Origin of the sequence: Streptococcus sp. k-628, assembly GCF_013277475.1 — a bacterium.
Classification (GTDB): domain Bacteria; phylum Bacillota; class Bacilli; order Lactobacillales; family Streptococcaceae; genus Streptococcus.
Genome location: NZ_VMMZ01000020.1, coordinates 1 through 26,342 on the forward strand (window position 1 = coordinate 1; position 26,342 = coordinate 26,342).

At 40.7% G+C, this 26,342-nt stretch carries 21 protein-coding genes and 2 pseudogenes; 21 read left to right on the plus strand and 2 right to left on the minus strand.

Going from position 1 to position 26,342, the window contains the following annotated elements; genetic code table 11:
- Positions 1-331: 331 nt before the first annotated feature.
- The 5 genes from mutY (at position 332) to HT730_RS03365 (ending at position 5,280) form a co-directional block, all read left to right on the plus strand.
- Positions 332-1,507, plus strand: a complete 1,176-nt coding sequence (mutY, locus tag HT730_RS03345; protein ID WP_173306809.1) for an A/G-specific adenine glycosylase — start codon at positions 332-334, stop codon at positions 1,505-1,507.
- A 55-nt stretch (positions 1,508-1,562) separates the two neighbouring features.
- Positions 1,563-2,267 carry a response regulator YycF gene (gene yycF, locus HT730_RS03350; RefSeq protein WP_173306810.1) on the plus strand — a complete coding sequence of 235 codons (705 nt, stop codon included), beginning with the start codon at positions 1,563-1,565 and terminating at the stop codon, positions 2,265-2,267.
- Positions 2,260-3,609, plus strand: a complete 1,350-nt coding sequence (gene vicK, locus HT730_RS03355; protein WP_050242744.1) for a cell wall metabolism sensor histidine kinase VicK — start codon at positions 2,260-2,262, stop codon at positions 3,607-3,609. Before yycF ends, vicK begins: the two co-directional genes overlap by 8 nt.
- A gap of 1 nt (position 3,610) precedes the next feature.
- Positions 3,611-4,420 (plus strand): MBL fold metallo-hydrolase, encoded by an 810-nt coding sequence (locus HT730_RS03360; RefSeq protein ID WP_050242743.1) that lies wholly within the window; start codon positions 3,611-3,613, stop codon positions 4,418-4,420.
- An 83-nt stretch (positions 4,421-4,503) separates the two neighbouring features.
- Positions 4,504-5,280 carry an ion channel gene (locus tag HT730_RS03365; RefSeq protein WP_173306811.1) on the plus strand — a complete coding sequence of 259 codons (777 nt, stop codon included), beginning with the start codon at positions 4,504-4,506 and terminating at the stop codon, positions 5,278-5,280.
- A 255-nt stretch (positions 5,281-5,535) separates the two neighbouring features.
- On the opposite strand, the gene HT730_RS03370 is transcribed toward HT730_RS03365, so the two are convergent.
- A complete protein-coding gene (locus tag HT730_RS03370; protein ID WP_000204727.1) occupies positions 5,536-6,522 on the minus strand; it encodes an L-lactate dehydrogenase in 987 nt (328 codons plus the stop codon).
- A 193-nt stretch (positions 6,523-6,715) separates the two neighbouring features.
- Here HT730_RS03370 and gyrA point away from each other — a divergent pair, with 193 nt between their 5' ends.
- From gyrA to lepA, 16 genes and pseudogenes are all read left to right on the plus strand, one after another.
- Positions 6,716-9,184, plus strand: coding sequence for a DNA gyrase subunit A (gene gyrA / locus HT730_RS03375; protein ID WP_173306812.1), 2,469 nt, complete (start codon positions 6,716-6,718; stop codon positions 9,182-9,184).
- Positions 9,184-9,927 carry a sortase SrtA gene (srtA, locus tag HT730_RS03380; protein ID WP_050261547.1) on the plus strand — a complete coding sequence of 248 codons (744 nt, stop codon included), beginning with the start codon at positions 9,184-9,186 and terminating at the stop codon, positions 9,925-9,927. Before gyrA ends, srtA begins: the two co-directional genes overlap by 1 nt.
- A 139-nt stretch (positions 9,928-10,066) precedes the next feature.
- Positions 10,067-10,845, plus strand: a pseudogene (locus HT730_RS03385) (formate/nitrite transporter family protein).
- A 148-nt stretch (positions 10,846-10,993) separates the two neighbouring features.
- Complete coding sequence (locus HT730_RS03390) at positions 10,994-12,274, plus strand: O-acetylhomoserine aminocarboxypropyltransferase/cysteine synthase family protein (RefSeq protein ID WP_173306813.1); 1,281 nt, start codon at positions 10,994-10,996, stop codon at positions 12,272-12,274.
- Positions 12,275-12,369: 95 nt separating this feature from the next.
- Entirely contained in the window at positions 12,370-13,644 is a 1,275-nt protein-coding gene (locus HT730_RS03395; RefSeq protein WP_173306814.1) for a DUF2130 domain-containing protein, read from the plus strand.
- A 10-nt stretch (positions 13,645-13,654) separates the two neighbouring features.
- Positions 13,655-14,533 (plus strand): tRNA pseudouridine(55) synthase TruB, encoded by an 879-nt coding sequence (truB, locus tag HT730_RS03400; protein WP_173306815.1) that lies wholly within the window; start codon positions 13,655-13,657, stop codon positions 14,531-14,533.
- Between the two features lie 109 nt (positions 14,534-14,642).
- Positions 14,643-15,281, plus strand: a complete 639-nt coding sequence (gene udk, locus HT730_RS03405; protein WP_001181376.1) for a uridine kinase — start codon at positions 14,643-14,645, stop codon at positions 15,279-15,281.
- A gap of 110 nt (positions 15,282-15,391) precedes the next feature.
- A complete protein-coding gene (locus HT730_RS03410; protein ID WP_173306816.1) occupies positions 15,392-17,812 on the plus strand; it encodes a GbpC/Spa domain-containing protein in 2,421 nt (806 codons plus the stop codon).
- A gap of 240 nt (positions 17,813-18,052) precedes the next feature.
- A complete protein-coding gene (gene xseA / locus HT730_RS03415) occupies positions 18,053-19,393 on the plus strand; it encodes an exodeoxyribonuclease VII large subunit (protein WP_173306817.1) in 1,341 nt (446 codons plus the stop codon).
- Positions 19,371-19,583, plus strand: a complete 213-nt coding sequence (locus tag HT730_RS03420) for an exodeoxyribonuclease VII small subunit (protein ID WP_000043226.1) — start codon at positions 19,371-19,373, stop codon at positions 19,581-19,583. Before xseA ends, HT730_RS03420 begins: the two co-directional genes overlap by 23 nt.
- Positions 19,580-20,455 (plus strand): polyprenyl synthetase family protein, encoded by an 876-nt coding sequence (locus HT730_RS03425; RefSeq protein WP_173306818.1) that lies wholly within the window; start codon positions 19,580-19,582, stop codon positions 20,453-20,455. The genes HT730_RS03420 and HT730_RS03425 overlap by 4 nt, the downstream gene beginning before the upstream one ends.
- Positions 20,448-21,263 (plus strand): TlyA family RNA methyltransferase, encoded by an 816-nt coding sequence (locus tag HT730_RS03430; RefSeq protein WP_173306819.1) that lies wholly within the window; start codon positions 20,448-20,450, stop codon positions 21,261-21,263. Before HT730_RS03425 ends, HT730_RS03430 begins: the two co-directional genes overlap by 8 nt.
- Complete coding sequence (locus HT730_RS03435) at positions 21,256-21,687, plus strand: arginine repressor (RefSeq protein WP_050238300.1); 432 nt, start codon at positions 21,256-21,258, stop codon at positions 21,685-21,687. The genes HT730_RS03430 and HT730_RS03435 overlap by 8 nt, the downstream gene beginning before the upstream one ends.
- A 6-nt stretch (positions 21,688-21,693) precedes the next feature.
- Positions 21,694-23,361 (plus strand): DNA repair protein RecN, encoded by a 1,668-nt coding sequence (gene recN, locus HT730_RS03440; RefSeq protein WP_173306820.1) that lies wholly within the window; start codon positions 21,694-21,696, stop codon positions 23,359-23,361.
- A gap of 1 nt (position 23,362) precedes the next feature.
- Positions 23,363-24,091 (plus strand): metallophosphoesterase family protein, encoded by a 729-nt coding sequence (locus tag HT730_RS03445; protein WP_173306821.1) that lies wholly within the window; start codon positions 23,363-23,365, stop codon positions 24,089-24,091.
- A 78-nt stretch (positions 24,092-24,169) separates the two neighbouring features.
- A complete protein-coding gene (lepA, locus tag HT730_RS03450; protein ID WP_001047207.1) occupies positions 24,170-25,993 on the plus strand; it encodes a translation elongation factor 4 in 1,824 nt (607 codons plus the stop codon).
- Positions 25,994-26,073: 80 nt separating this feature from the next.
- On the opposite strand, the pseudogene HT730_RS03455 reads toward lepA, so the two are convergent.
- Positions 26,074-26,342, minus strand: a pseudogene (locus HT730_RS03455) (hypothetical protein); the annotation flags it as partial.

A 26,342-nucleotide genomic window follows, 5' to 3' on the forward strand; every position in this document is an offset into this window, starting at 1 on the left:
TCTAGGCTTGTTCTAATAGTTTAATTGAATTTAAATGAGTTTGGGAATACTATCCAAGCTCATTTTTTCTCAGACTGCAAGCAGTTCATCAATAAGAATTATACTCTTCGAAAATCTCTTCAAACCACGTTAGCGTCTCCTTGCCGTAGGTATATGATACTGACTCTGTCAGTTCTATCCACAACCTCAAAACAGTGTTTTGAGCAACCTGCGGCTAAGCTTCCTAGTTTGCTCTTTGATTTTCATTGAGTATCAGTCCTCTTTCACTTGGGAAGAGGCTTTTTAATACTAGGAAAAGGACAGTTAGAGTCTTCTGTGTTATACTAGAGATATGTTAGATTTGAAAGAATATGGTATTGCCATGTGGCCGGAGGAGAAGATTGTTTCTTTTCGTCAGAAACTCCTCACTTGGTATGATGAAAACAAAAGAGATTTACCGTGGCGCAGAAGTAAAAATCCTTATCATATCTGGGTATCTGAAATTATGCTCCAGCAGACCAGGGTGGATACGGTTATCCCTTATTACGAACGATTCTTGGACTGGTTTCCAACAGTGGAAAGTTTGGCAACTGCGCCTGAGGAGAGTTTACTGAAAGCTTGGGAGGGTTTGGGCTATTATTCTCGAGTTCGCAATATGCAGGCTGCAGCCCAGCAGATTATGACTGACTTTGGTGGCCAATTTCCAAACACCTATGAAGGAATTTCCAGTTTGAAAGGAATTGGCCCTTACACAGCAGGAGCCATTTCCAGTATTGCTTTTAACTTGCCTGAGCCAGCTGTAGATGGTAATGTTATGCGGGTCTTGGCGCGTCTATTTGAAGTCAACCATGATATTGGGATTCCAAGTAATCGCAAAATTTTTCAGGCAATGATGGAAATCTTGATTGATCCGGATCGTCCGGGTGATTTTAATCAAGCCTTGATGGACTTGGGCTCAGATATTGAGGCGCCTGTAAATCCCAGACCTGAAGAAAGCCCAGTCAAGGACTTTAGTGCGGCATATCAGAATGGAACCATGGACCGTTATCCAATCAAGGCTCCCAAGAAAAAGCCGGTCCCTATTTATCTTAAAGCCTTAGTTGTGAAAAATTCTCAAGGGCAATTTTTACTTGAAAAAAATGAAAGTGAAAAGCTATTGGCAGGATTTTGGCATTTTCCCTTGATAGAAGTAGATGGCTTTTCGCAAGAAGAGCAGTTTGACCTCTTTCATCAGGTTGCAGAAGAAAGCGTGAACTTTGGCCCAAGTCCAGAAGAGAGTTTCCAGCAGGATTATGACCTAGAAGTTGATTGGCTTGATGTTTATTTTGAGACTGTCAAGCATGTCTTTAGCCATCGCAAGTGGCATGTTCAAATTGTAGCAGGTCAGGTGAGTGACTACCATGATTTTTCAGATAGGGAAGTTCGGTGGCTTTCACCAGTAGAGTTTAAGAATTACCCACTTGCCAAACCCCAACAAAAAATCTGGCAGACTTATGCAAAAGCCAACTTAGACAGTAGCCAAGACTAGCTATTATGTCTTCTTGCTATTTTTTTGGTATAATAGTAGAGAAAAAGGTGAACAAATGAAAAAAATATTAATTGTAGATGATGAAAAACCAATCTCGGATATTATCAAGTTTAATATGACCAAGGAAGGTTACGAGGTTGTAACTGCTTTTAATGGTCGTGAAGCGCTAGAGCAATATGAAGCAGAGCAGCCAGATATTATTATTCTGGATTTGATGCTTCCAGAAATTGATGGTTTAGAAGTTGCTAAGACCATTCGCAAGACCAGCAGTGTGCCTATTATCATGCTATCAGCTAAAGACAGTGAATTTGATAAGGTTATCGGATTAGAGCTTGGGGCGGATGACTATGTGACAAAACCCTTCTCCAATCGTGAGTTACAGGCGCGTGTTAAAGCTTTGCTGCGTCGTTCTCAACCTATGCCAGTAGATGGGCAGGAAGCAGAAAGTAAACCTCAACCTATCCAAATTGGGGATTTAGAAATTGTTCCAGACGCCTACGTGGCTAAAAAATATGGCGAAGAACTAGACTTAACCCACCGTGAGTTTGAGCTTTTGTATCATTTGGCATCGCATACAGGTCAAGTCATCACGCGCGAACACTTGCTTGAGACTGTCTGGGGTTATGACTATTTTGGTGATGTCCGTACGGTTGATGTGACTGTTCGACGTCTGCGTGAGAAGATTGAAGATACACCCAGCCGACCAGAGTATATCTTGACGCGCCGTGGTGTAGGGTATTACATGAGAAATAATGCTTGATTTACTGAAACAAACCATTTTTACCAGAGATTTTATCTTTATCCTGATTTTGTTAGGTTTCATCCTTGTTGTAACCCTCTTATTACTGGAAAATAGACGTGATAATATTCGATTGAAGCAAATCAATCAAAAGGTTAAAGATTTGATTGCAGGAGATTATTCCAAGGTTCTTGATATGCAAGGTGGGTCTGAAATCACCAACATTACCAATAATTTGAATGACTTGTCGGAGGTTATTCGTCTCACTCAGGAAAATCTAGAACAAGAGAGTAAGAGACTAAATAGTATTCTTTTTTATATGACAGATGGGGTTCTTGCGACCAATCGTCGGGGTCAGATTATCATGATTAACGATACAGCCAAGAAGCAACTGGGGCTGGTTAAAGAAGATGTTCTGAATAGAAGCATTTTGGAATTGCTCAAGATAGAAGAAGACTATGAATTGCGTGATTTGATTACCCAAAGTCCAGAATTGTTGCTAGATTCCCAAGACGTCAATGGCGAATATCTGAGCCTTCGAGTTCGCTTTGCCTTGATTCGTCGAGAGTCTGGCTTTATTTCAGGTTTGGTGGCTGTTTTGCATGATACGACGGAGCAGGAGAAGGAAGAGCGCGAACGGAGACTCTTTGTTTCCAACGTTAGTCATGAGTTACGGACTCCTTTAACCAGTGTGAAATCTTATCTTGAAGCCTTGGATGAGGGAGCTTTGTGTGAAACTGTAGCACCAGACTTTATCAAGGTTTCTCTTGATGAAACCAACCGTATGATGCGCATGGTGACCGACCTCCTTCATCTTTCACGGATTGATAACGCCACCAGTCACTTGGATGTGGAACTGATTAACTTCACTGCTTTTATTACCTTTATCCTCAATCGTTTTGACAAGATGAAAGGACAGGAAAAGGAGAAAAAATATGAGTTGGTGAGAGATTACCCCATCAATTCTATCTGGATGGAAATTGATACAGATAAGATGACGCAGGTTATCGACAATATTTTAAATAATGCTATTAAGTATTCGCCAGATGGGGGTAAAATCACTGTCAGAATGAAGACAACTGAAGACCAGATGATTTTATCCATTTCTGACCATGGTTTAGGCATTCCTAAGCAGGATTTACCACGTATCTTTGACCGTTTTTATCGTGTGGATCGTGCTAGAAGTCGTGCCCAAGGTGGTACAGGTTTGGGACTGTCTATTGCCAAGGAAATTATCAAACAACATAAGGGCTTTATTTGGGCCAAGAGTGAATACGGTAAGGGATCAACCTTTACCATTGTGCTCCCTTATGATAAGGATGCAGTGAAAGAAGAAGTATGGGAGGATGAAGTAGAAGACTAGAATGAGTGAAACAGGCTTTAAATACAGTATTTTAGCGTCGGGTTCCAGTGGAAATTCCTTTTATCTGGAAACACCAAAAAAGAAGCTTTTAGTGGATGCTGGCTTGTCTGGTAAAAAGATTACTAGCCTACTTGCTGAAATTAACCGCAAGCCAGAAGACCTGGATGCCATCTTGATTACCCATGAGCATTCAGATCATATCCATGGAGTAGGCGTTTTGGCTCGCAAGTATGGTATGGATCTTTATGCCAATGAAAAGACCTGGCAAGCTATGGAAAATAGTAAATATATTGGCAAGGTGGATTCTTCGCAAAAGCATATCTTTGAGATGGGCAAAACCAAAACCTTTGGAGATATTGACATCGAGAGTTTTGGTGTAAGCCATGATGCAGTCGCACCGCAGTTCTATCGCTTTATGAAAGATGATAAAAGTTTTGTCCTTTTGACAGATACAGGTTATGTCAGTGACCGTATGGCAGGGATTGTAGAAAATGCGGACGGCTATCTTATCGAGTCCAACCATGATGTAGAGATTTTGCGAGCAGGATCTTATGCTTGGCGACTCAAACAACGAATCCTATCGGATCTGGGTCACCTTTCTAATGAAGATGGTGCTGAAGCTATGATTCGTACCTTAGGAAATCGCACTAAGAAAATCTACCTTGGTCACTTGTCTAAGGAAAACAATATCAAGGAGTTGGCTCACATGACCATGGTCAATCAGCTAGCACAAGCTGATCTGGGAGTCGGAGTAGACTTTAAGGTTTATGATACCTCACCAGATACCGCAACACCCTTGACAGACATATAAAAAGAAGGCGAGTGCCTTCTTTTTTATAAATTAGCAGATATTTGTTGTGGTATAATGTTTAAAAATGACATAGGAGAAGTAGTGTGAAAAGAAAATGGTTATTTAAGGATTACTATGACACAACAATTATTTTACTTGCTTTAATCTCTGTTATTCTGATATTGCTTGGATTTTCTGAGATGATTGATTTGGACAATCCTCCGTACAATATTATTGATTTACTACTTTGGGGTGTTTTTGTAATTGATTATAGTTGGCGCTTTTTTATTACTAAAAGAAAATGGCGCTTTATTCTTGAAAATATTTTTGATTTATTGGCTATTCTCCCTTTAAATGCTATTTTCACAGTTTTTCGATTAGGGCGTATCTTCCGCTTAGCAAGGCTGACAAAATTACTGAAACTGACTCGTTTACTTAGAATAATTGGACTTACAGGTAAATTAGAAAGAAAAATTAGTAGATTCTTACGGACAAATGGCCTGATTTATATCTTGTATGTTAATATTTTTATCGTTCTAGTAGGAAGTTCAATTTTATCTGTAGTTGAAGAAAAATCCTTCTCAGATAGTCTTTGGTGGGCTCTTGTGACAGTAACTACTGTTGGTTATGGTGATATTGTTCCAGTTTCCCTTTTTGGGAAATGGCTAGCAGTTTTACTGATGCTTGTCGGTATTGGAACAATAGGAATGTTAACGAGTGCCTTGACGAACTTTTTTGTAAAAGATAATCCAGATGAACAGATAAAACTTGATAAACTTCAAGATGAATTATCTAGTCAGAGAATATTACTAGAGAAGCAATCTGAGAAAATCGAAGAACTGCATCGGATGATACAGGACTTAGTTGAAAAAATATCATAAAGGTGAGACGAAACAAAACTTGATTCGAGGAGAAATCAAGTAAGTCTTGACACAATAAAACGCATATTATCAGGTATAAAAACTTGATACTATGCGTTTTATAGAGAAATGAAATAAAATCTGAACAAATCAATTAGGAATTTAAAGCATTTTGTAACAACGTTTTAGAGTAATGGGGTGCTATTTCAACTTCAACCTACTATAATACAGAAAAAAACAACTCCCTGATGATTCAAGGAGTTATTTCTATCTAAATTAGTTTTTAGAAGCTTCTTGGAATTCTGGGTTTTTCCATGCTTCGTCAATGATAGCTTGCAATTCTTTAGCAGATGCTTGCATTTTTTGAGTTTCTGCGTCGTTCAATGGGATATTTACTGGACGAACGATACCATGTGCACCAACAACAGCTGGTTGACCGATAAAGACGTTCTCAACTCCGTATTGACCTTCTTGGAATACTGAAAGTGGAAGTACTGCGTTTTCATCGTCAAGGATTGCTTTAGTGATACGAGCAAGGGCTACTGCGATACCGTAGTATGTTGCACCTTTTTTGTTGATGATTGTGTAGGCTGCATCACGAACACCTTCGAACAATTCAATCAATTCAGCTTCTTGAACATTTTGAGTGTCTTTAAGGAATTCTTCAAGGTTTACACCAGCGATGTTAGCGTGTGACCAAACAGCGAACTCAGAGTCACCGTGTTCACCCATGATGTAGGCGTGCACTGAACGAGCATCAACATCCAATTTTTCAGCAAGTGCTTGACGGAAACGAGCTGAGTCAAGTGAAGTACCTGAACCGATAACGCGTTCTTTAGGGAAACCAGAGAATTTCCAAGTTGAGTAAGTCAAAACGTCAACTGGGTTAGCAGCAACAAGGAAGATACCTTTGAAACCTGATTCAACAACTTGAGTTACGATTGATTTGTTGATAGCAAGGTTTTTACCTACAAGGTCAAGACGAGTTTCACCTGGTTTTTGAGGCGCACCTGCAGTGATCACAACAAGGTCAGCGTCTGCACAGTCAGAGTATTGAGCTGCATAGATTTTTTTAGGTGAAGTGAAGGCAAGGGCGTGACTAAGGTCAAGCGCGTCACCAACAGCTTTTTCATGCAATTGTGGAATTTCGATAATTCCAAGCTCTTGTGCAATTCCTTGGTTAACCAGTGCAAAAGCGTAAGATGAACCTACAGCACCATCACCGACAAGGATAACTTTTTTGTGTTGTTTAGTTGAAGTCATTGTTCTAAACATCTCCTTAATTTTATTAGGGGATTTTCCCCAGACAACTTCATTCTATCACTTTTAAAAAACTTTGTCACGAATATGCCTTATAGTTCTCAATGTAAACGTTTTAGTGGTTTAGAGGCTGAAATAGATGGGAATTTATGGTATAATGTTGTTACTTACTAATTGTGAAATGAGGCATTTATTAATGCAGGATAAAAATTTAGTGAATGTCAATCTGACAAAGGAGATGAAGACGAGCTTTATCGATTACGCCATGAGTGTTATCGTAGCCCGGGCTCTTCCTGATGTTCGAGATGGCTTGAAACCTGTTCACCGTCGCATTCTCTACGGAATGAATGAATTGGGTGTTACTCCAGACAAACCTCATAAAAAATCTGCTCGTATTACAGGGGATGTCATGGGTAAATATCACCCACACGGGGATTCCTCTATTTATGAAGCCATGGTCCGTATGGCTCAATGGTGGAGCTACCGTTACATGCTTGTAGATGGTCATGGGAACTTTGGTTCCATGGATGGAGATGGTGCTGCCGCCCAGCGTTATACTGAGGCACGTATGAGCAAGATTGCTCTGGAGATGCTTCGTGATATCAATAAAAATACAGTTGATTTCGTTGATAACTATGACGCCAATGAACGTGAACCCTTGGTCTTGCCAGCGCGCTTTCCAAACCTTTTGGTAAATGGAGCAACTGGTATTGCCGTTGGGATGGCGACCAATATTCCCCCTCACAATCTAGGTGAGACGATTGATGCAGTCAAGCTCGTCATGGACAATCCTGAAGTGACTACCAAGGACTTGATGGAAGTCTTGCCTGGTCCAGATTTTCCAACAGGTGCCCTTGTCATGGGGAAATCAGGCATTCATAAGGCTTATGAAACAGGTAAAGGTTCGATTGTTCTTCGTTCTCGTACTGAAATCGAAGAAACTAAGACTGGCCGTGAGCGTATTGTTGTAACAGAATTTCCTTATATGGTCAATAAAACAAAGGTGCATGAGCATATTGTTCGTTTGGTTCAGGAAAAACGGATTGAGGGCATCACAGCAGTACGTGATGAGTCAAACCGTGAAGGTGTTCGATTTGTTATCGAAGTTAAGCGTGATGCGTCTGCTAATGTTATCCTCAACAATCTCTTCAAGATGACCCAGATGCAAACCAACTTTGGTTTCAATATGCTTGCTATCCAAAATGGTGTACCGAAGATTTTATCCCTTCGTCAGATTTTGGATGCTTATATCGAGCACCAAAAAGAAGTAGTTGTTCGTCGTACCCGTTTTGATAAGGAAAAAGCGGAAGCACGCGCTCATATATTAGAAGGTCTCTTAATTGCGCTAGACCATATCGATGAAGTGATTCGTATCATCCGTGCTAGTGAAACAGACGCAGAAGCACAAGCCGAGTTGATGAGTAAGTTCAAGCTTTCTGAACGTCAAAGTCAGGCTATCCTAGACATGCGCCTTCGTCGTTTGACAGGTTTGGAACGCGATAAGATTCAGTCTGAGTATGATGACCTCTTGGCTCTGATTGCGGATTTAGCGGATATTCTTGCTAAGCCTGAACGTGTTTCTCAAATTATCAAAGACGAATTGGATGAAGTTAAACGTAAATTTTCTGATAAACGCCGTACAGAGTTGATGGTCGGTGAAGTCTTGAGTCTTGAAGATGAAGATTTGATTGAAGAATCGGATGTCTTGATTACCCTTTCTAACAGAGGCTACATTAAGCGTTTGGATCAGGATGAATTTACTGCTCAAAAACGTGGGGGTCGTGGTGTCCAAGGAACAGGTGTTAAGGATGATGATTTTGTTCGTGAGTTAGTGTCAACTAGCACCCATGATCATCTGCTCTTCTTCACAAATAAAGGGCGAGTTTATCGTTTGAAAGGCTATGAAATTCCTGAGTATGGTCGAACTGCCAAAGGGCTACCAGTAGTCAATCTCTTGAAATTGGATGAAGACGAAAGTATTCAGACGGTTATCAATGTTGAGTCTGATCGCAGTGATGATGCTTATCTCTTCTTTACAACCCGTCACGGTATTGTGAAGAGAACCAGTGTTAAGGAATTTGCCAATATTCGTCAAAATGGTCTCAAAGCGCTGAATCTAAAGGATGAAGATGAGTTAATCAATGTCTTGTTGACGGAAGAAGATACGGATATTATCATTGGTACCAAGTTTGGTTATGCAGTTCGCTTTAATCAATCAGCCGTTCGTGGCATGAGCCGTATCGCCACTGGTGTGAAAGGTGTTAATCTCCGTGATGGAGACACAGTAGTCGGAGCGAGCGTAATTACTGATCAAGATGAGGTTCTTATCATTACTGAAAAAGGATATGGTAAGCGTACAGCTGCTACTGAATACCCAACCAAAGGTCGTGGTGGTAAGGGAATGCAGACAGCTAAAATTACCGAAAAAAATGGCTTGCTGGCCGGTCTTATGACTGTTCAAGGGGATGAGGATGTGATGATTATCACTGATACAGGTGTCATGATTCGAACCAATCTTGCCAATATTTCACAAACAGGACGCGCAACTATGGGAGTTAAAGTAATGCGCCTGGATCAAGATGCTCAGATAGTGACCTTCACAACGGTTGCAGCGGCAGAAAAAGAAGAAGTTGGGACAGAAAATGAAACAGAAGGTGAAGCATAATGTCTCAAAAAAATAATAAAAAGAAAAACAAACGAAAAAATCTGCTGACAAATATCCTAGCAGGATTTCTGATATTACTGTCACTGGCTTTGATTTTTAATGCGCAAATTCGAAATATTTTCATGGTCTGGAATACCAATAAGTATCAAGTTAGCCAGGTATCAAAAGAAAAAATAGAAGAAAATCAGGATACAGAAGGAAATTTTGATTTTGATTCGGTCAAAGCAATTTCTTCGGAAGCTGTTCTAGCTTCTCAATGGGATGCTCAAAAATTACCAGTTATTGGGGGAATTGCAATTCCTGAATTGGAAATGAATTTGCCGATTTTTAAAGGACTTGATAATGTCAATCTCTTCTATGGTGCTGGTACAATGAAACGCGAGCAAGTAATGGGAGAAGGAAATTATAGTCTAGCTAGTCACCATATCTTTGGTGTTGATAATGCTAATAAAATGTTATTTTCTCCTTTAGATAATGCTAAAAATGGTATGAAGATTTATCTAACTGATAAAAATAAAGTTTATACCTATGAAATCCGTGAAGTTAAACGTGTGACACCGGATCGTGTTGATGAGGTTGATGATAGAGATGGGGTCAATGAAATCACATTAGTAACCTGTGAAGACCTTGCTGCTACAGAACGTATTATTGTAAAAGGTGATTTGAAAGAAACAAAAGATTATTCACAAACATCTGATGAAATCCTAACAGCTTTCAATCAACCATATAAACAATTTTATTAGTACAAATCAGTGAAATCCAGAATTTCACTGATTTTTTTAAGATTTTCATAAAAATAAACTTTTATGAAACACAGAAAACGCTTCCTTAATTCTAAAGTTTGTGATATAATTATCAAGAAAAAAGATTTAGGAGTTTATTATGGTTTCTTCAGAATTTATCTCAAAGATTGAATTTGCTTGCAAGAAGAAAGAAAGTCTTTATAGTCAAAGCAAATTTAAGTATGCGATTCGTTCTATGTTCGCAGGTGCATTTTTAACCTTCAGTACTGCTGCAGGTGCAGTTGGGGCTGACTTGATTAATAAAATTGCGCCAGGTAGTGGACGCTTCCTCTTCCCATTTGTCTTCGCTTGGGGCTTGGCCTACATTGTTTTTTTGAATGCCGAGTTGGTAACATCAAACATGATGTTCTTGACTGCTGGTAGTTTCTTGAAAAAAATCTCTTGGAGAAAAACAGCTGAGATTTTACTTTACTGTACCTTGTTCAACCTTATAGGGGCTTTGCTCATTCGGCAGCCTATGCACATCTGACTCACGATAGTTTCATCTCAGGGGTTGTTGAGATGAAGTTAGGCCGTTCAAATGAATTAATCTTGCTTGAGGCGATTTTGGCAAATATTTTCGTAAATATTGCGATTCTTTCATTTGTTTTGGTCAAAGATGGTGGTGCCAAACTTTGGCTTGTGTTGTCAGCGATTTACATGTTTGTATTCTTAACAAACGAGCACATTGCTGCAAACTTTGCTTCTTTCGCGATTGTGAAATTCAGTGTTGCTGCGGATTCAATTGCTAACTTCGGTGTTGGGAATATGCTTCGACACTGGGGTGTAACCTTCATTGGAAACTTTATCGGAGGAGGCCTCTTGATGGGTCTTCCATATGCCTTCCTTAATAAAAACGAAGATACTTATGTAGATTAAGAAAATGAGCACGATTGAGTCGTGCTTTTTTCGATTTTTAAAATAAGGTAATAGTTATTTATTATATCAAAATATAGAAAACTGATATTTGTAAACTATAACTCAAGGTGCTACAATATCCTTAATCAAACTATATGGAGGTCGCCTTATGATTCGTGATTTTAAATTTGAAACATTACAATTGCATGCTGGTCAAGTTGTGGATCCAGCTACCAAGTCTCGTGCAGTACCGATTTATCAGACTACATCCTTTGTTTTTGATGACACGCAGGAAGGTGCCGATTTGTTTGCCTTGAGAAAACCAGGGAATATCTATACTCGTATTACAAATCCTACAACGGCTGCCTTTGAAGAAAGAATTGCTGCTCTGGAAGGTGGTGTTGGAGCTCTTGCAACCGCATCAGGTATGGCTGCAGTGACTTATACGATTTTGGCACTTGCCCATGCTGGTGACCATGTTGTAGCAGCATCAACTATTTACGGTGGGACTTTCAATCTCTTGAAAGAAACCCTTCCTCGTTATGGGATCACAACAACCTTTGTCGATGTGGATAATTTGGAGGAAGTAGAAGCAGCGATCAAAGACAATACCAAGCTTGTCTTAATTGAAACCTTGGGCAATCCCTTGATTAACATTCCTGACTTGGAAAAATTGGCTGAGATTGCGCATAAACACCAGATTCCACTCGTTTCGGACAACACTTTTGCTACACCATATTTGATTAACGTCTTTTCTCACGGTGTTGATATTGCCATTCACTCTGCGACTAAGTTTATCGGTGGGCATGGTACGACTATTGGTGGAGTGATTGTCGATAGTGGGCGTTTTGACTGGGCGGCTTCAGGGAAATTCCCTCAATTTGTTGAGGAAGACCCAAGCTATCATAACTTGAGCTATACTCGTGATGTAGGTGCGGCTGCCTTTATTATCGCTGTCCGTGTTCAATTGCTCCGTGATACAGGTGCAGCCTTGTCGCCATTTAATGCCTTCTTGTTACTCCAAGGACTTGAAACCCTTTCACTTCGTGTGGAACGGCATGTGCAAAATGCAGAGAAAATTGTTGATTTCCTTGTCAACCATCCTAAGGTAGAAAAGGTCAATTATCCAAAACTTGCTGATAGTCCTTACCATGCCTTGGCTGAGAAATATTTGCCAAAAGGTGTGGGCTCAATCTTTACCTTCCATGTCAAAGGTGGGGAGGCAGAAGCCCGTAAGGTAATTGATAATTTGGAAATCTTCTCTGACCTAGCAAACGTGGCAGATGCCAAATCGCTTGTTGTCCATCCAGCTACAACCACTCACGGTCAATTGTCAGAAAAAGACCTTGAAGCAGCAGGTGTCACACCAAACCAAATTCGTTTGTCAATCGGACTTGAAAATGTAGAGGATTTGATCGAAGATTTGCGCTTGGCCTTGGAAAAAATTTAAAGTAAAAGAAGATAAACAGTGGGTTTCGACTCGCTGTTTTTGATTTTCCTTTAGGCATGATATAATGGTTAAAGAAGTCTAGAAAGAGGAACGATATGAACGAAATCAAATGTCCCAACTGTGGGGAAGTCTTTACAGTAAATGAAAGTCAGTATGCCGAACTTTTGTCTCAAGTGAGAACGGCAGAGTTTGATAAGGAATTGCACGACCGGATGAAGCAGGAACTGGCCTTGGCTGAGCAAAAGGCCATGAATGAACAACAGTCTAAACTAGCTCAAAAAGACCAAGAAATTGCTCAATTACAGAGTCAAATCCAAAACTTTGATACAGAAAAAGAATTGGCCAAGAAAGAGGTTGAACAGACAAGTAATCAGGCCTTATTGGCTAAGGATAAGGAAGTACAGGCCTTGGAAAACCAATTGGCGACCTTGCGTTTGGAGCATGAAAACCAGCTCCAAAAGACCCTTTCTGATCTAGAAAAAGAACGTGATCAGGTTAAAAACCAACTTCTTTTACAAGAAAAAGAAAACGAGCTTTCTCTTGCTTCTGTTAAGCAAAACTACGAAGCCCAGCTCAAGGCAGCCAGTGAACAAGTCGAATTTTACAAGAATTTCAAAGTCCAACAATCTACAAAAGCGATTGGGGAAAGTCTGGAACACTATGCAGAGAGTGAGTTTAACAAGGTACGTAGTTTCGCCTTTCCAAATGCTTACTTTGAGAAGGATAACAAGGTTTCTGCGCGTGGTTCTAAGGGGGACTTTATCTTCCGTGAATGCGATGAAAATGGAGTCGAAATCATTTCCATTATGTTTGAGATGAAAAATGAAGCAGATGGAACAGAGAAGAAGCACAAGAATGCAGATTTTTACAAGGAATTAGACAAGGACCGTCGGGAGAAGAACTGTGAGTATGCCGTTTTGGTGACTATGCTTGAGGCCGATAACGACTACTTTAACACAGGGATTGTTGACGTCAGCCATGAGTACGAAAAGATGTATGTGGTTCGTCCTCAATTCTTTATCCAGTTGATTGGTCTCTTACGTAATGCGGCGCTTAATTCCCTAAAATACAAGCAGGAGCTGGCCTTGGTTCGCGAACAAAATATTGACATTACGCATTTTGAAGAAGATTTGGACGCCTTTAAACTAGCTTTTGCCAAGAACTATAACTCAGCTTCGACCAACTTTGGAAAAGCTATTGATGAAATCGATAAGGCCATAAAACGGATGGAAGAGGTTAAGAAATTCCTAACCACATCTGAAAACCAACTCCGTCTCGCAAACAACAAATTGGAAGATGTTTCTGTTAAAAAATTGACTCGAAAAAATCCAACCATGAAAGCGAAATTTGAAGCACTGAAGGGGGAGTGAGAAAGCAAAAATGAACGGTATTATCAACTTAAAAAAAGAAGCGGGGATGACATCGCATGATGCGGTTTTTAAACTGCGTAAGATTTTGGGAACCAAGAAGATTGGTCATGGTGGGACTTTGGATCCGGATGTGGTGGGTGTTTTGCCCATTGCGGTTGGCAAGGCGACACGCATGGTCGAGTTTATGCAGGACGAGGGTAAGGTCTATGAGGGGGAAATCACTCTAGGTTATTCCACGACGACTGAGGATGCCAGTGGGGAAGTGGTCGCAGAGACACCTGTTTTATCGCCCTTGGATGAAAAGCTTGTTGATGAAGCAATCGCTAGTTTGACTGGGACTATTACCCAGATTCCACCTATGTATTCAGCTGTCAAGGTCAATGGACGTAAGCTCTATGAGTATGCGCGTGCTGGTCAGGAAGTGGAGCGTCCAGAACGTCAGGTGACCATTTATCAATTTGAGCGGACAAGTCCGATTTCTTATGAGGATCATCTTGCACGTTTTACTTTTCGTGTGAAATGTAGCAAGGGAACCTATATTCGTACCTTATCGGTTGACTTGGGAGAGAAGCTTGGTTATGCGGCTCATATGTCACATCTGACTCGAACTAGTGCAGCTGGTTTGCAACTAGAAGATGCTCTTACCTTGGAAGAAATTGCTGAAAAAGTAGAGGCTGGTCAACTGGACTTTCTCTATCCTCTAGAGATTGGGACAGGAGACCTTGTCAAAGTTTTCTTAACTCAAGAAGAGGCTACAGAAGTAGGCTTTGGTCGTTTTATCGAACTCGAACAAACAGAACAAGAATTAGCTGCCTTTGAAGATGATAAATTGTTAGCCATTCTAGAGAAACGAGGAAATCTCTACAAGCCACGAAAGGTTTTTAGCTAGTCTAACTGAGGTGTGGGGAGTGTTGTTTCCCCTAGACTACCCAAATCAGACTATAAATTTTGTAAAAAATGTGATAGAATAGACGACGGATAAAAAAACGGAGGATAGCATGCAAAATAGACCAATCATTATCGGAGTGACAGGTGGTTCTGGTGGAGGTAAGACCAGTGTTTCAAGAGCCATTTTATCGCATTTTCCTGATGAAAAGATTTCCATGATTGAGCACGATTCATACTACAAGGATCAGTCTCATTTGACCTTTGAAGAGCGTGTCAAAACCAACTACGACCATCCTTTTGCCTTTGATACAGATTTGATGATCGAGCAGATTAAGGAATTGTTGGCGGGTCGTCCAGTGGATATTCCGACTTATGACTATACAGAGCATACACGGAGCAGCAAGACCTATCGTCAGGAGCCTCAAGATGTCTTTATCGTTGAGGGGATTTTGGTCTTGGAGGACAAGCGTCTGCGCGATTTGATGGACATCAAGATTTTTGTGGATACGGATGATGATGTGCGCATTATTCGTCGTATCAAGCGTGATATGGAAGAGCGTGGCCGTAGCCTTGATAGTGTTATTGACCAGTATTTAGGTGTGGTCAAACCCATGTACCACCAGTTTATCGAACCAACCAAGCGTTATGCTGATATTGTCATTCCTGAGGGAGTCAGCAATACCGTGGCTATCGACCTTTTGACGACCAAGATTGCAAAGATTTTGGAAGAAGCTCGAAACAGCAAATAATCAGATGAATTAGATTTAAGTAAATTTATTGTATATGTATTAAGTTTAGAAAATAAATAATCAAAAGAAACTAAGTTTTCTCTAAATCGTTCTAAGAAAGAGTGAGTAATATGAACAAAAACTCAGTAAAATTTGGATTAGCAAGCGCATGCTTAACTTCTGCTATCCTATTTTGGGTACATACAGTTGAAGCCTCTGACCAATCTTCAAACATTCAACAAAACGAGTTTGATAGTTATGGCAAGGCTTTAACTACGTATAAGGCAGAAACAACAAAATATGAATTAGATAAGAAAGCATATGAAGCAGAACTGAAAGCCTACAATGAAAGTGTGGCTAAATATGAAGCGGACAAGGCCGAGTACGATAAGGCGAAAGCTGAATATGACAAAGTGTTAGCTACAAACAAAGAGACACTTACAAAATACGAAAGTGACCTTTCGGAATACAATAAACAAAAAGCTGATGCGGACAAGGTAAAAGCTGAATACGAAAAACTTAAAGCTGAGTGGGATGATAAAAAAGCACAATATGAAAAAGATAAAGCAGCCTATGACAAAGCCCAAACTGACTATAATATGGCCAAAGCTGATTATGACGCTAAACTCGCAACATACAATACAAAACTTGCAGAATACAATAAACAAGTTAAATCTAATGAAGCTGCTGATAAAATTGAAAACGATAAACGTAGAGCAGAATATAATGAAAAATTGAAAAAATTCGAAGAAGAATCGAAGAAACCAGGTCGTTTTGCAAGCGAAGAAAAAAACTATTTGATTTTCGTTAAAGAACCAAATGCTAAAATCAGCATAGAAGTTAAAGATACTGGTGATACTGGTGCTTTAGCAATGTTGAAATATACTCAGAAAGACGGAAGTTTTTGGAAACTAAATCATAAAAAGTTGAGTAGCGACCAATTATCAGATGAAGCATTAGCAAAAAATAATTTGACAGATAAGATCATCAAACGATGGGATGAAACAGTAACAGGTTATCGAGAATACGGCAAAGACCCACATATCACCACATATCCTGTCATTGCCAAAAAAGATAGACCGTTTACCGTGACTTACACAAACTTAGAGAACACCACATACGATAAGAAAAAAGTCACACGTATTGATTATGAATACACTGTCTTAGAGACTGGTAGTTCTGTTGATACAATGCAAATTTCTCCTGCCTACGATCCAACTATTTCAGTATCAATCTATGGTGATTTCAGAAAACATGGATATAGTACAAGAGTTCGTATGAAACCAACTCTATATCTTGAAGATGGAACGAAAGTGATTCCAACAAAAGAAAAACCAGTTATGTTTGCAGTGAGTTCTATGAATACAGGATGGCATGGTTATAGTGACAATTCGTATTATTTCGCAGACAATAAGGATATGTTTAAGGAATTCTATGGGAAATCAGGAGTTTATGACGAATACTTAAATGACGAATTTAAGAAACTGTATAACGTAGACCTCGAAACAGCATCAAAACCCGGCGGATTGTTGAGTGACCTTTCCAAACGTCAAGAGTGGAATACAAAAAAAGCAGAATTGAAAACAGCATACGTAAAAGATGAAGAAGAGTACAAAAAAGATGGTTTCAAAAAAGTCAAAGATTATATGACTAACAAATATGGATCCAATGTGAATACATGGCCTAGTACCTATCGTGAAATTGTGTATGCTATTCATAATGCTTCATTTATCAAATTGAATGAATCTTTTGTCTATAAACATGATGATGGATTTTATGCCGATAAAACATTAGATGAAATTAACAGTGGAAACCCGGTATGGGATAACCAAGAATCACCTTACAAATACAAAGGTGCAGGTGTTATAAAAGTGACAGAAGATGGCTTCTATTTGGAATTTGGTGCAACTGTCCCATTCACTCAATTATTCGGAATCAACACGGCTATCGTTGACGAATATATTGATGTGAAACCGAAACTAGAATTGGTTGAAACACCAAAACCAACGCCACCAACGAAACCAGTTGAACCAAAACAACCAGAACTTAAAGAACCAACACCATTAGGAGTTGCTCCAAAAGAACCAAACAAGTTCGATAAAGAAAAACCAGTGAAACCTGACTTGAAAGAACCAAAAGCTCCAACCCCACCGGTTAAGCCTGACTTGAAAGAACCAACGCCACCAACGAGACCAGTGGAGCCACCAAAAGTGGAGAAACCAGTAAAACCTGTTGAACCACCAAAAGAGGAGACACCAGCAAAACCAGTGGAACCGCCAAAAGAGGAGACACCAGCAAAACCAGTTGAACCGCCAAAAGAGGAGACACCAGTAAAACCAGTGGAACCGCCAAAAGTGGAGAAACCAACAAAACAAGTTGAGACACCAAAAGAGGAGATACCAACGAAACTAGTTGAGCCACCAAAAGAGGAAAAACCAACATTGCCACGTACGGGGAGTGCGTCGGACATGAGTATGACTGTGGTTGGGTTATTAACAACTTTAGCATCATTCTTTGTGTTTACTAAACGTAAAGATGAAAGTAACAAATAGTTATCAAGGTTTTGTCGAAAAGATTTAAGCAGAAGGCAAAAAGTTCACTTTTAAAATATCAAAAAAACGAGTATATCCGTAATGGGAGATACTCGTTTTCTTATGCCATAAGCTGTCAGATATTTGTTGTAAACCTATTATTTATTTTTCCCTCATAATGGTACATAAATGGAGATTTTTAGGCATATTTTTGGTATAATAATACCCATGAAAGAGCAAGTAAATGAATAGTAGGTGGAGATGGAAAAGTATTTATCGGTAACAACTTTGACCAAGTATCTGAAAATGAAATTCGATAAAGACCCTTACTTGGAACGGGTCTATTTAACTGGTCAAGTTTCCAACTTTCGTAAACGACCTACTCACCAATACTTCTCCCTAAAGGATGATCATGCAGTTATTCAAGCGACCATCTGGTCTGGGATTTATCAGAAATTAGGCTTCGACCTGGAAGAAGGGATGAAAATCAATGTGATTGGGCGTGTGCAGGTCTATGAACCAAGTGGTAGCTACTCCATCATCATAGAAAAGGCTGAGCCTGATGGAGTTGGTGCGCTTGCGATTCAGTTTGAACAACTCAAGAAAAAATTGACAGAAGAAGGCTTATTTCAAGAACGCTTCAAGCAACCTCTGCCCCAATTTTCTAAGAGAATTGGTGTAGTGACCAGTCGCAGTGGAGCCGTTATTCGAGATATTATCACGACCGTCAGCAGGCGATTTCCAGGTGTCGATATCCTACTTTATCCAACTAAGGTGCAAGGTGAAGGCTCTGCGGAGGAAATTGCTTGTAATATTGCGCGTGCTAATCAACGAGACGATTTGGACTTGCTGATTATTGGTCGTGGTGGAGGTTCCATCGAGGATCTCTGGGCCTTTAACGAAGAAATTGTGGTACGAGCTATTTTTGAATCTCGTTTGCCAGTCATTTCTAGTGTGGGGCATGAGACGGATGTGACCTTGGCAGATTTTGTTGCAGATAGACGGGCTGCGACACCAACGGCTGCTGCTGAACTAGCAACACCTGTGACCAAGTTGGATCTATTAGCTCATTTGCAAAATCAGGAAAAACGGATGGCTACGGCAGTCCGAAATGTCTTATCGAAGAAACAAGAATCTTTGAAAAAATGCAGTCAGTCTGTTATCTTTAGACAGCCAGAGCGTTTGTATGATGGTTATTTGCAACGATTGGATCAGCTAGAACTGCGCTTAAAACAAAGTTTGCGAACACGGATTTCTGATAACAAACAGCTGGTACAAGCAAGGACGCATCGACTGGTACAATTATCACCTGTTACCAAAATTCAACGTTATCAAGACCGCCTAGGTCAGTTAGACAAGTTACTACGTAGCCAAATGGCGCTGGCTTATGATGCCAAGGTTGCTGAGGCCAAGCGACTTTCAGAAGCCTTGCTGATGTTGGATACTAGCCGAATTGTGGCACGTGGTTATGCAATTGTCAAAAAAGAAGATTCAGTAGTCGATTCGGTTGAAAATTTGAAGAAAAAAGACCAGGTGACGCTTTTGATGCGAAATGGTCGAGTAGAATTAGAGGTTAAAGATGTCAAAACAAAAGAAATTTGAGGAAAATCTAGCAGAACTGGAGACCATTGTCCAAAGTTTGGAAAATGGTGAAATTGCTCTGGAAGATGCGATTGCTGCCTTTCAAAAGGGTATGGTCTTGTCAAAAGAGCTCCAAGCGACGCTGGACAAGGCTGAAAAGACCTTGGTCAAGGTTATGCAAGAAGACGGAACAGAAAGTGATTTTGAATGAAGAAGCAAGAAAAATTAGCTCTTGTCGAGTCAGCCTTGGAAGACTTTTATGGAGACCAGCAGTTTGCCTCTAATTTGCGAGAGTCTGTTCTCTATTCCATTCATGCTGGTGGCAAGCGTATTCGACCTTTTCTCTTGTTAGAAGTTCTGGAAGCCTTGCAGGTCGCTATTAAACCTGCTCACGCACAGGTGGCTGCGGCTTTGGAAATGATTCATACAGGGAGCTTGATTCACGATGACCTTCCTGCCATGGATGATGATGATTACCGTCGAGGGCGTTTGACCAACCATAAGAAATTCGGTGAAGCTATGGCCATTTTGGCTGGAGATGCTTTGTTCCTAGATCCTTATGCCTTGATAGCGCAGGCAGATTTGTCAAGTCAGATCAAGGTGGACTTGATTGCCAATTTATCTCTTGCATCAGGAAGTTTGGGTATGGTGGCTGGGCAGGTTTTGGACATGGAAGGTGAACACCAGCATTTGTCTTTGGAAGAACTTCAGACTATTCATGCTAATAAGACTGGAAAATTACTAGCTTATCCCTTCCAAGCAGCTGCTATTATAGCCGAATTGGCACCTGAGATGCAGGCAAAACTGAAAACTGTAGGTGAATTGATTGGGCTTGCTTTTCAAGTTCGAGATGACGTACTCGATGTGACAGCTAGTTTTGAAGAAATTGGCAAGACACCACAAAAGGATTTGCATGCTGAAAAGTCAACCTATCCTGCCTTGTTGGGCTTGGAAGAGGCTATTGCCTTTTGTAACCAAACCTTGGATCAAGCTAATGCCAAATTAGAAGAAATTGCCCAGCAGATTCCCTTTGAGATAGAATCGATTGTAAAAGTAGTAGAAAGTTTGAGAATCAATGGCTAAGGAAAGAGTGGATGTACTAGCTTATAAACAGGGCTTGTTTGAAACGCGAGAACAGGCTAAGCGCGGTGTGATGGCTGGCCTAGTCGTAGCAGTCCTGAATGGAGAACGTTTTGACAAGCCAGGAGAGAAAATCCCAGACGACACCGAGCTAAAACTTAAGGGTGAAAAACTCAAGTATGTCAGCCGTGGTGGCTTGAAATTAGAAAAGGCCTTGCAAGTATTTGATTTATCAGTGGATGGGGCAACAACGATTGATATTGGGGCTTCTACTGGAGGATTTACCGATGTTATGTTGCAGAATGGTGCCGAGTTGGTCTTTGCAGTCGATGTTGGTACCAATCAGTTGGCTTGGAAATTACGCCAAGACCCACGAGTTGTCAGTATGGAGCAGTTCAATTTTCGCTATGCTGAAAAGACTGATTTCGAGCAGGAACCGAGCTTTGCCAGTATTGATGTGAGTTTTATTTCTCTCAGTCTGATTCTGCCAGCCTTGCACCGAGTCTTGGCAGCTCAAGGTCAGGTCGTGGCTCTGGTTAAGCCCCAATTTGAGGCAGGACGTGAGCAGATTGGGAAAAATGGAATTATTCGAGATGCCAAGGTTCACCAGAATGTCCTTGAATCTGTCACAGCTATGGCAGTAGAGGAAGGTTTTTCAGTTCTTGGCTTGGACTTTTCTCCCATCCAAGGTGGACATGGAAATATTGAGTTTTTAGCATATTTGAAAAAAGAAGAGTCAGCAAGTAATCAGGTTCTTGCTGATATTGAAGAAGTAGTAGAGAGGGCGCATAGTCAATTTAAAAATGAATAAAAAAGAGAGACTTGAAAAAATTAGACGATTTGTGACAGATTATCAAATCGGTACACAAGAAGAAATTGTAGAACATTTGAAAGAGGCTGGCATCACCGCCACTCAAGCAACGGTATCACGGGATATCAAAGAGCTAGGTATTGTCAAAATTCCTTTGAGAGACAACACCTATGTCTATGAATTGCCAAAATCAATCGTAAAAAGTTTGCAACTGGCTGAAGACAATATTGAATCGGCTCAATTGATGGATAAGATGATCAATCTCCAAGTTATTCCAGGAAATACAGCTTTTGTAAAAGCTCAGTTAACCGAGACTTTTGCTGATAAGATTTTCAGCTGTTTGGCTGATGATAGCTCGATTTTAGTCATTGCCAGAAGTGAAAGTCTAGCTGAGGAAATCTTTGAACAAGTAAAAAATTGGTAGGTCTATATGTTACTTGAAATTTCGATAAAAAACTTTGCCATTATTGAGGCTATTTCCCTTAATTTTGAAAAGGGGATGACTGTCCTGACTGGTGAAACAGGTGCAGGGAAGTCGATTATCATTGATGCCATGAATATGATGTTGGGAGCTCGTGCGACGACAGATGTTATTCGTCATGGTGCGCCAAAGGCAGAGATTGAGGGACTTTTTTCCGTTGAGAATAGTCGTCTTTTGCAGGAAATTTTTGATGAGCAAGGTTTGGAAATGGGTGATGAAATTATCATCCGTCGGGAAATTCTGCAAAATGGTCGTAGTATTAGCCGTGTGAATGGCCAGATGGTTAATCTGTCGGTTTTGCGTGCTATTGGGCAACATCTTGTGGATATACATGGTCAGCATGACCAAGAGGAGTTAATGCGTCCTCAACTGCACATCCAGATGTTGGATGAATTTGGTGATACAGCCTTTTGGGGCTTGAAAGAAACCTATCAAACGAGTTTTGATGCTTATAGAAAAATGCGCAAGCAGGTTCTGGAAGTCAAGAAAAACCAACAGGAACACAAGGCCCGTATCGAAATGTTGGAATTTCAAATGGCAGAGATTGAGGCAGCAAACTTGCAAGCTGGAGAAGACCTGGCTCTCAATCAAGAGCGTGATAAACTCCTCAACCATAAAAATATTGCGGATACACTGACCAATGCCTACAGCATGTTGGACAATGAAGACTTTTCAAGTTTAGCCAATGTTCGTTCAGCCATGAATGACATGGAAAGTGTCGAAGAGTATGACCCTGAATACCGTGAAATTTCAAGCTCTCTGTCTGAGACCTACTATGTCTTAGAAGACATTAGCAAACGTTTGGAAGCTATCATTGAGGATCTGGATTTTGACGGCAATCGTCTTATGCAGGTTGAGAATCGTTTGGACCTCCTTCATACTATTACCCGTAAGTATGGTGGGACTGTAGACGATGTCTTGCTTTATTTTGCCAAGATTACGGAAGAATACAATCTCTTGACAGGAAATAACCTTTCATCTGAGGACATGGAAGCAGAGCTTAAGAAATTGGAAGTCAATCTTGTTGATTTGGCTGGTCAACTTGCCTCTGCTCGTCATGACTTGGCTCGGCAGCTCGAAGCAGAGATTAAACAAGAACTACAGGATCTGTATATGGAAAAAGCCCAGTTTCAGGTTCGTTTTAGCAAGGGCAAATTCAGTCGTGAGGGAAATGAAATGGTTGAGTTTTACATTTCAACCAATCCTGGCGAAGACTTTAAACCCTTGGTTAAGGTTGCATCTGGCGGAGAATTATCTCGTCTCATGCTAGCCATTAAATCTGCCTTTTCACGTAAAGAAGGCAAGACCAGCATTGTCTTTGATGAGGTGGATACAGGAGTTTCAGGCCGTGTAGCTCAGGCTATTGCGCAGAAGATTCACAAGATTGGTCAGCATGGGCAGGTTCTAGCTATTTCCCATTTACCACAAGTGATTGCGATTGCAGATTATCAATTCTTTATTGAGAAGATTAGCAATGAGCATTCAACGGTTTCGACTGTTCGTCTCTTGACGGTTGAAGAGCGAGTGGAAGAAGTTGCTAAGATGTTGGCAGGTGATGATGTGACGGAAGCAGCCCTGACGCAAGCCAGAGAATTGTTGAGAAACAGGGAGAAATAAGATGACAGACTATTATGTAATTGGAGATGTTCACGGAAAAGCTGGGATGCTGGAAGACCTTCTCAAAACATGGGATGGTCAGACCCAGTTGCTCTTTCTAGGGGATTTGATTGACCGTGGTGAAGATAGTCGCCGTGTCCTTGAAATGGTCAAGGACTTGGTCGATAATCAAGGGGCAATCTGTTTGTCAGGAAATCACGAGTATATGTTTTTGACTTGGCTCGATGACCCAGAAGAAAGTTATGACCATTATCGTCGCAATGGTGGAGATACAACCATCAACTCTATCCTAGGTCGTCCCTTGGATGCACCAGTTGACGGAGTGGAGGATGCCAAGCATGTTGCTACTGAAGCGGCAGACTTGGTCGAATTTATTCGTCAAATGCCATTTGTAGTAGAGACAGACAAGTATATCTTTGTTCACGCAGGTATTGATTTGACCTTAGACGATTGGCATGAAACAACAGATTATAAGAAAGTCTGGCTTAGAAAACCATTCCACGAAGCTGAAAATCATACTGGAAAAATCATTGTCTTTGGTCATACACCAGTTTATGGTTTGTTAAATCAAGACCGAGGTACAGCTGAGCTTTGGACTACAGAAGATGGCAAGATTGGGATGGACGGAGGAGCTGTTTATGGTGGTGTCCTTCATGGAATTGTCTTTACAGACCAAGGAATGACAGAACACTACTTTATCGAAAATGACGGCTTTGTCGCTGAAGATTAGTACTCCTAGCAGGGTATGGTCTTGTCAAAATATCAAAAACAATTTATAATGAATAGATACCCTGAAAGGAAGAGAATCATGAACTTAGAAGAATTGAAAAAACGACAGGAGAAGATCCGTAACTTCTCTATTATTGCCCATATTGACCACGGAAAGTCGACTCTAGCAGACCGCATTTTGGAAAAAACAGAGACGGTTTCAAGTCGTGAAATGCAGGCCCAGCTTTTGGACAGCATGGATTTAGAGCGAGAACGTGGGATTACCATTAAACTCAATGCCATCGAGCTCAATTATACTGCAAAAGATGGCGAAACTTATATTTTTCACTTGATTGACACACCGGGGCACGTAGACTTCACCTATGAAGTTTCCCGTTCGCTCGCTGCCTGTGAGGGTGCTATTTTGGTGGTTGATGCTGCTCAAGGGATTGAGGCTCAAACCCTTGCCAACGTTTATCTAGCCTTGGACAATGATTTGGAAATCATGCCAGTCATTAACAAAATTGACCTGCCAGCTGCAGATCCTGAGCGCGTGCGTACGGAGATTGAAGATGTCATTGGTTTGGATGCCAGTGAAGCAGTTTTGGCTTCTGCCAAGGCTGGTATTGGTATAGAAGAAATTCTAGAGCAAATTGTAGAAAAAGTACCAGCACCAACGGGTGATGTGACGGCGCCACTTAAGGCCTTGATTTTCGACTCTGTTTACGATGCTTACCGTGGGGTTATCCTCCAAGTGCGTGTCATGGACGGAGTGGTCAAACCTGGCGATAAGATTCAGCTCATGAGCAATGGCAAGACCTTTGATGTGACCGAAGTCGGTATTTTTACACCCAAAGCAGTTGGTCGTGATTTCCTTGCGACTGGTGATGTTGGTTATATTGCGGCTTCTATCAAGACTGTTCAGGATACTCGTGTGGGTGATACAGTTACTTTGGCAACCAATCCTGCGGCAGAGCCATTACATGGCTACAAGCAGATGAATCCTATGGTCTTTGCGGGTCTCTACCCAATTGAGTCAAACAAGTACAATGACCTGCGTGAAGCGCTTGAAAAATTGCAACTGAATGATGCTAGTCTTCAGTTTGAACCAGAAACATCGCAGGCACTTGGATTTGGTTTCCGTTGTGGTTTCCTTGGACTTCTCCATATGGATGTTATCCAAGAACGTTTAGAACGTGAGTTCAATATCGACCTTATCATGACAGCTCCGTCTGTTATCTATAAGGTTAATTTGACTGACGGTGAGTCTATGGATGTATCTAACCCATCTGAGTTCCCAGATCCTACCAAGATTGCGACCATTGAAGAGCCTTATGTTAAGGCGCAAATCATGGTGCCGCAAGAGTTTGTTGGAGCAGTGATGGAATTAGCTCAGCGTAAGCGTGGTGACTTTGTGACTATGGACTATATTGATGATAACCGTGTCAATGTTATCTATCAAATTCCACTGGCTGAAATCGTCTTTGACTTCTTTGATAAGCTTAAGTCTTCAACTCGTGGTTATGCAAGTTTTGACTACGAATTGTCAGAATATCGCCCTTCTAAGCTGGTCAAAATGGACATCCTTCTCAATGGAGACAAGGTGGATGCCCTCAGCTTTATCGTTCACAAGGACTTTGCCTACGAACGTGGGAAACTCATCGTTGATAAGCTCAAGAAAATCATTCCTCGTCAACAATTTGAGGTGCCAATTCAAGCAGCAATTGGACACAAAATTGTGGCTCGTACTGATATCAAGGCCCTTCGTAAGAACGTACTTGCTAAATGTTATGGTGGTGACGTTTCTCGTAAGCGTAAACTCCTTGAAAAACAAAAAGCTGGTAAGAAGCGTATGAAAGCCATCGGATCAGTTGAAGTCCCACAAGAAGCCTTTCTCAGCGTCTTGAGTATGGATGAAGAATAAGTTATCAGGAATGCATTTCCTTCTTCACAGGAAATTTATATCAGAATCAATAGTAAAGCAGGCTTTAATGGTCTGCTTTTTTAGTTTTTATACTCTTCGAAAATCTCTTCAAACCACGTCAGCGTCGCCTTGCCGTATGTATGGTTACTGAGTTCGTCAGTTTCATCTACAACCTCAAAACCATGTTTTGAGCTGACTTCGTCAGTTTCATCTACAACCTCAAAATCATGTTTTGAGCTGACTTCGTCAGTTTCATCTACAACCTCAAAATCATGTTTTGAGCTGACTTCGTCAGTTTCATCTATAACCTCAAAACCATGTTTTGAGCTTACTTCGTCAGTCTTATCTA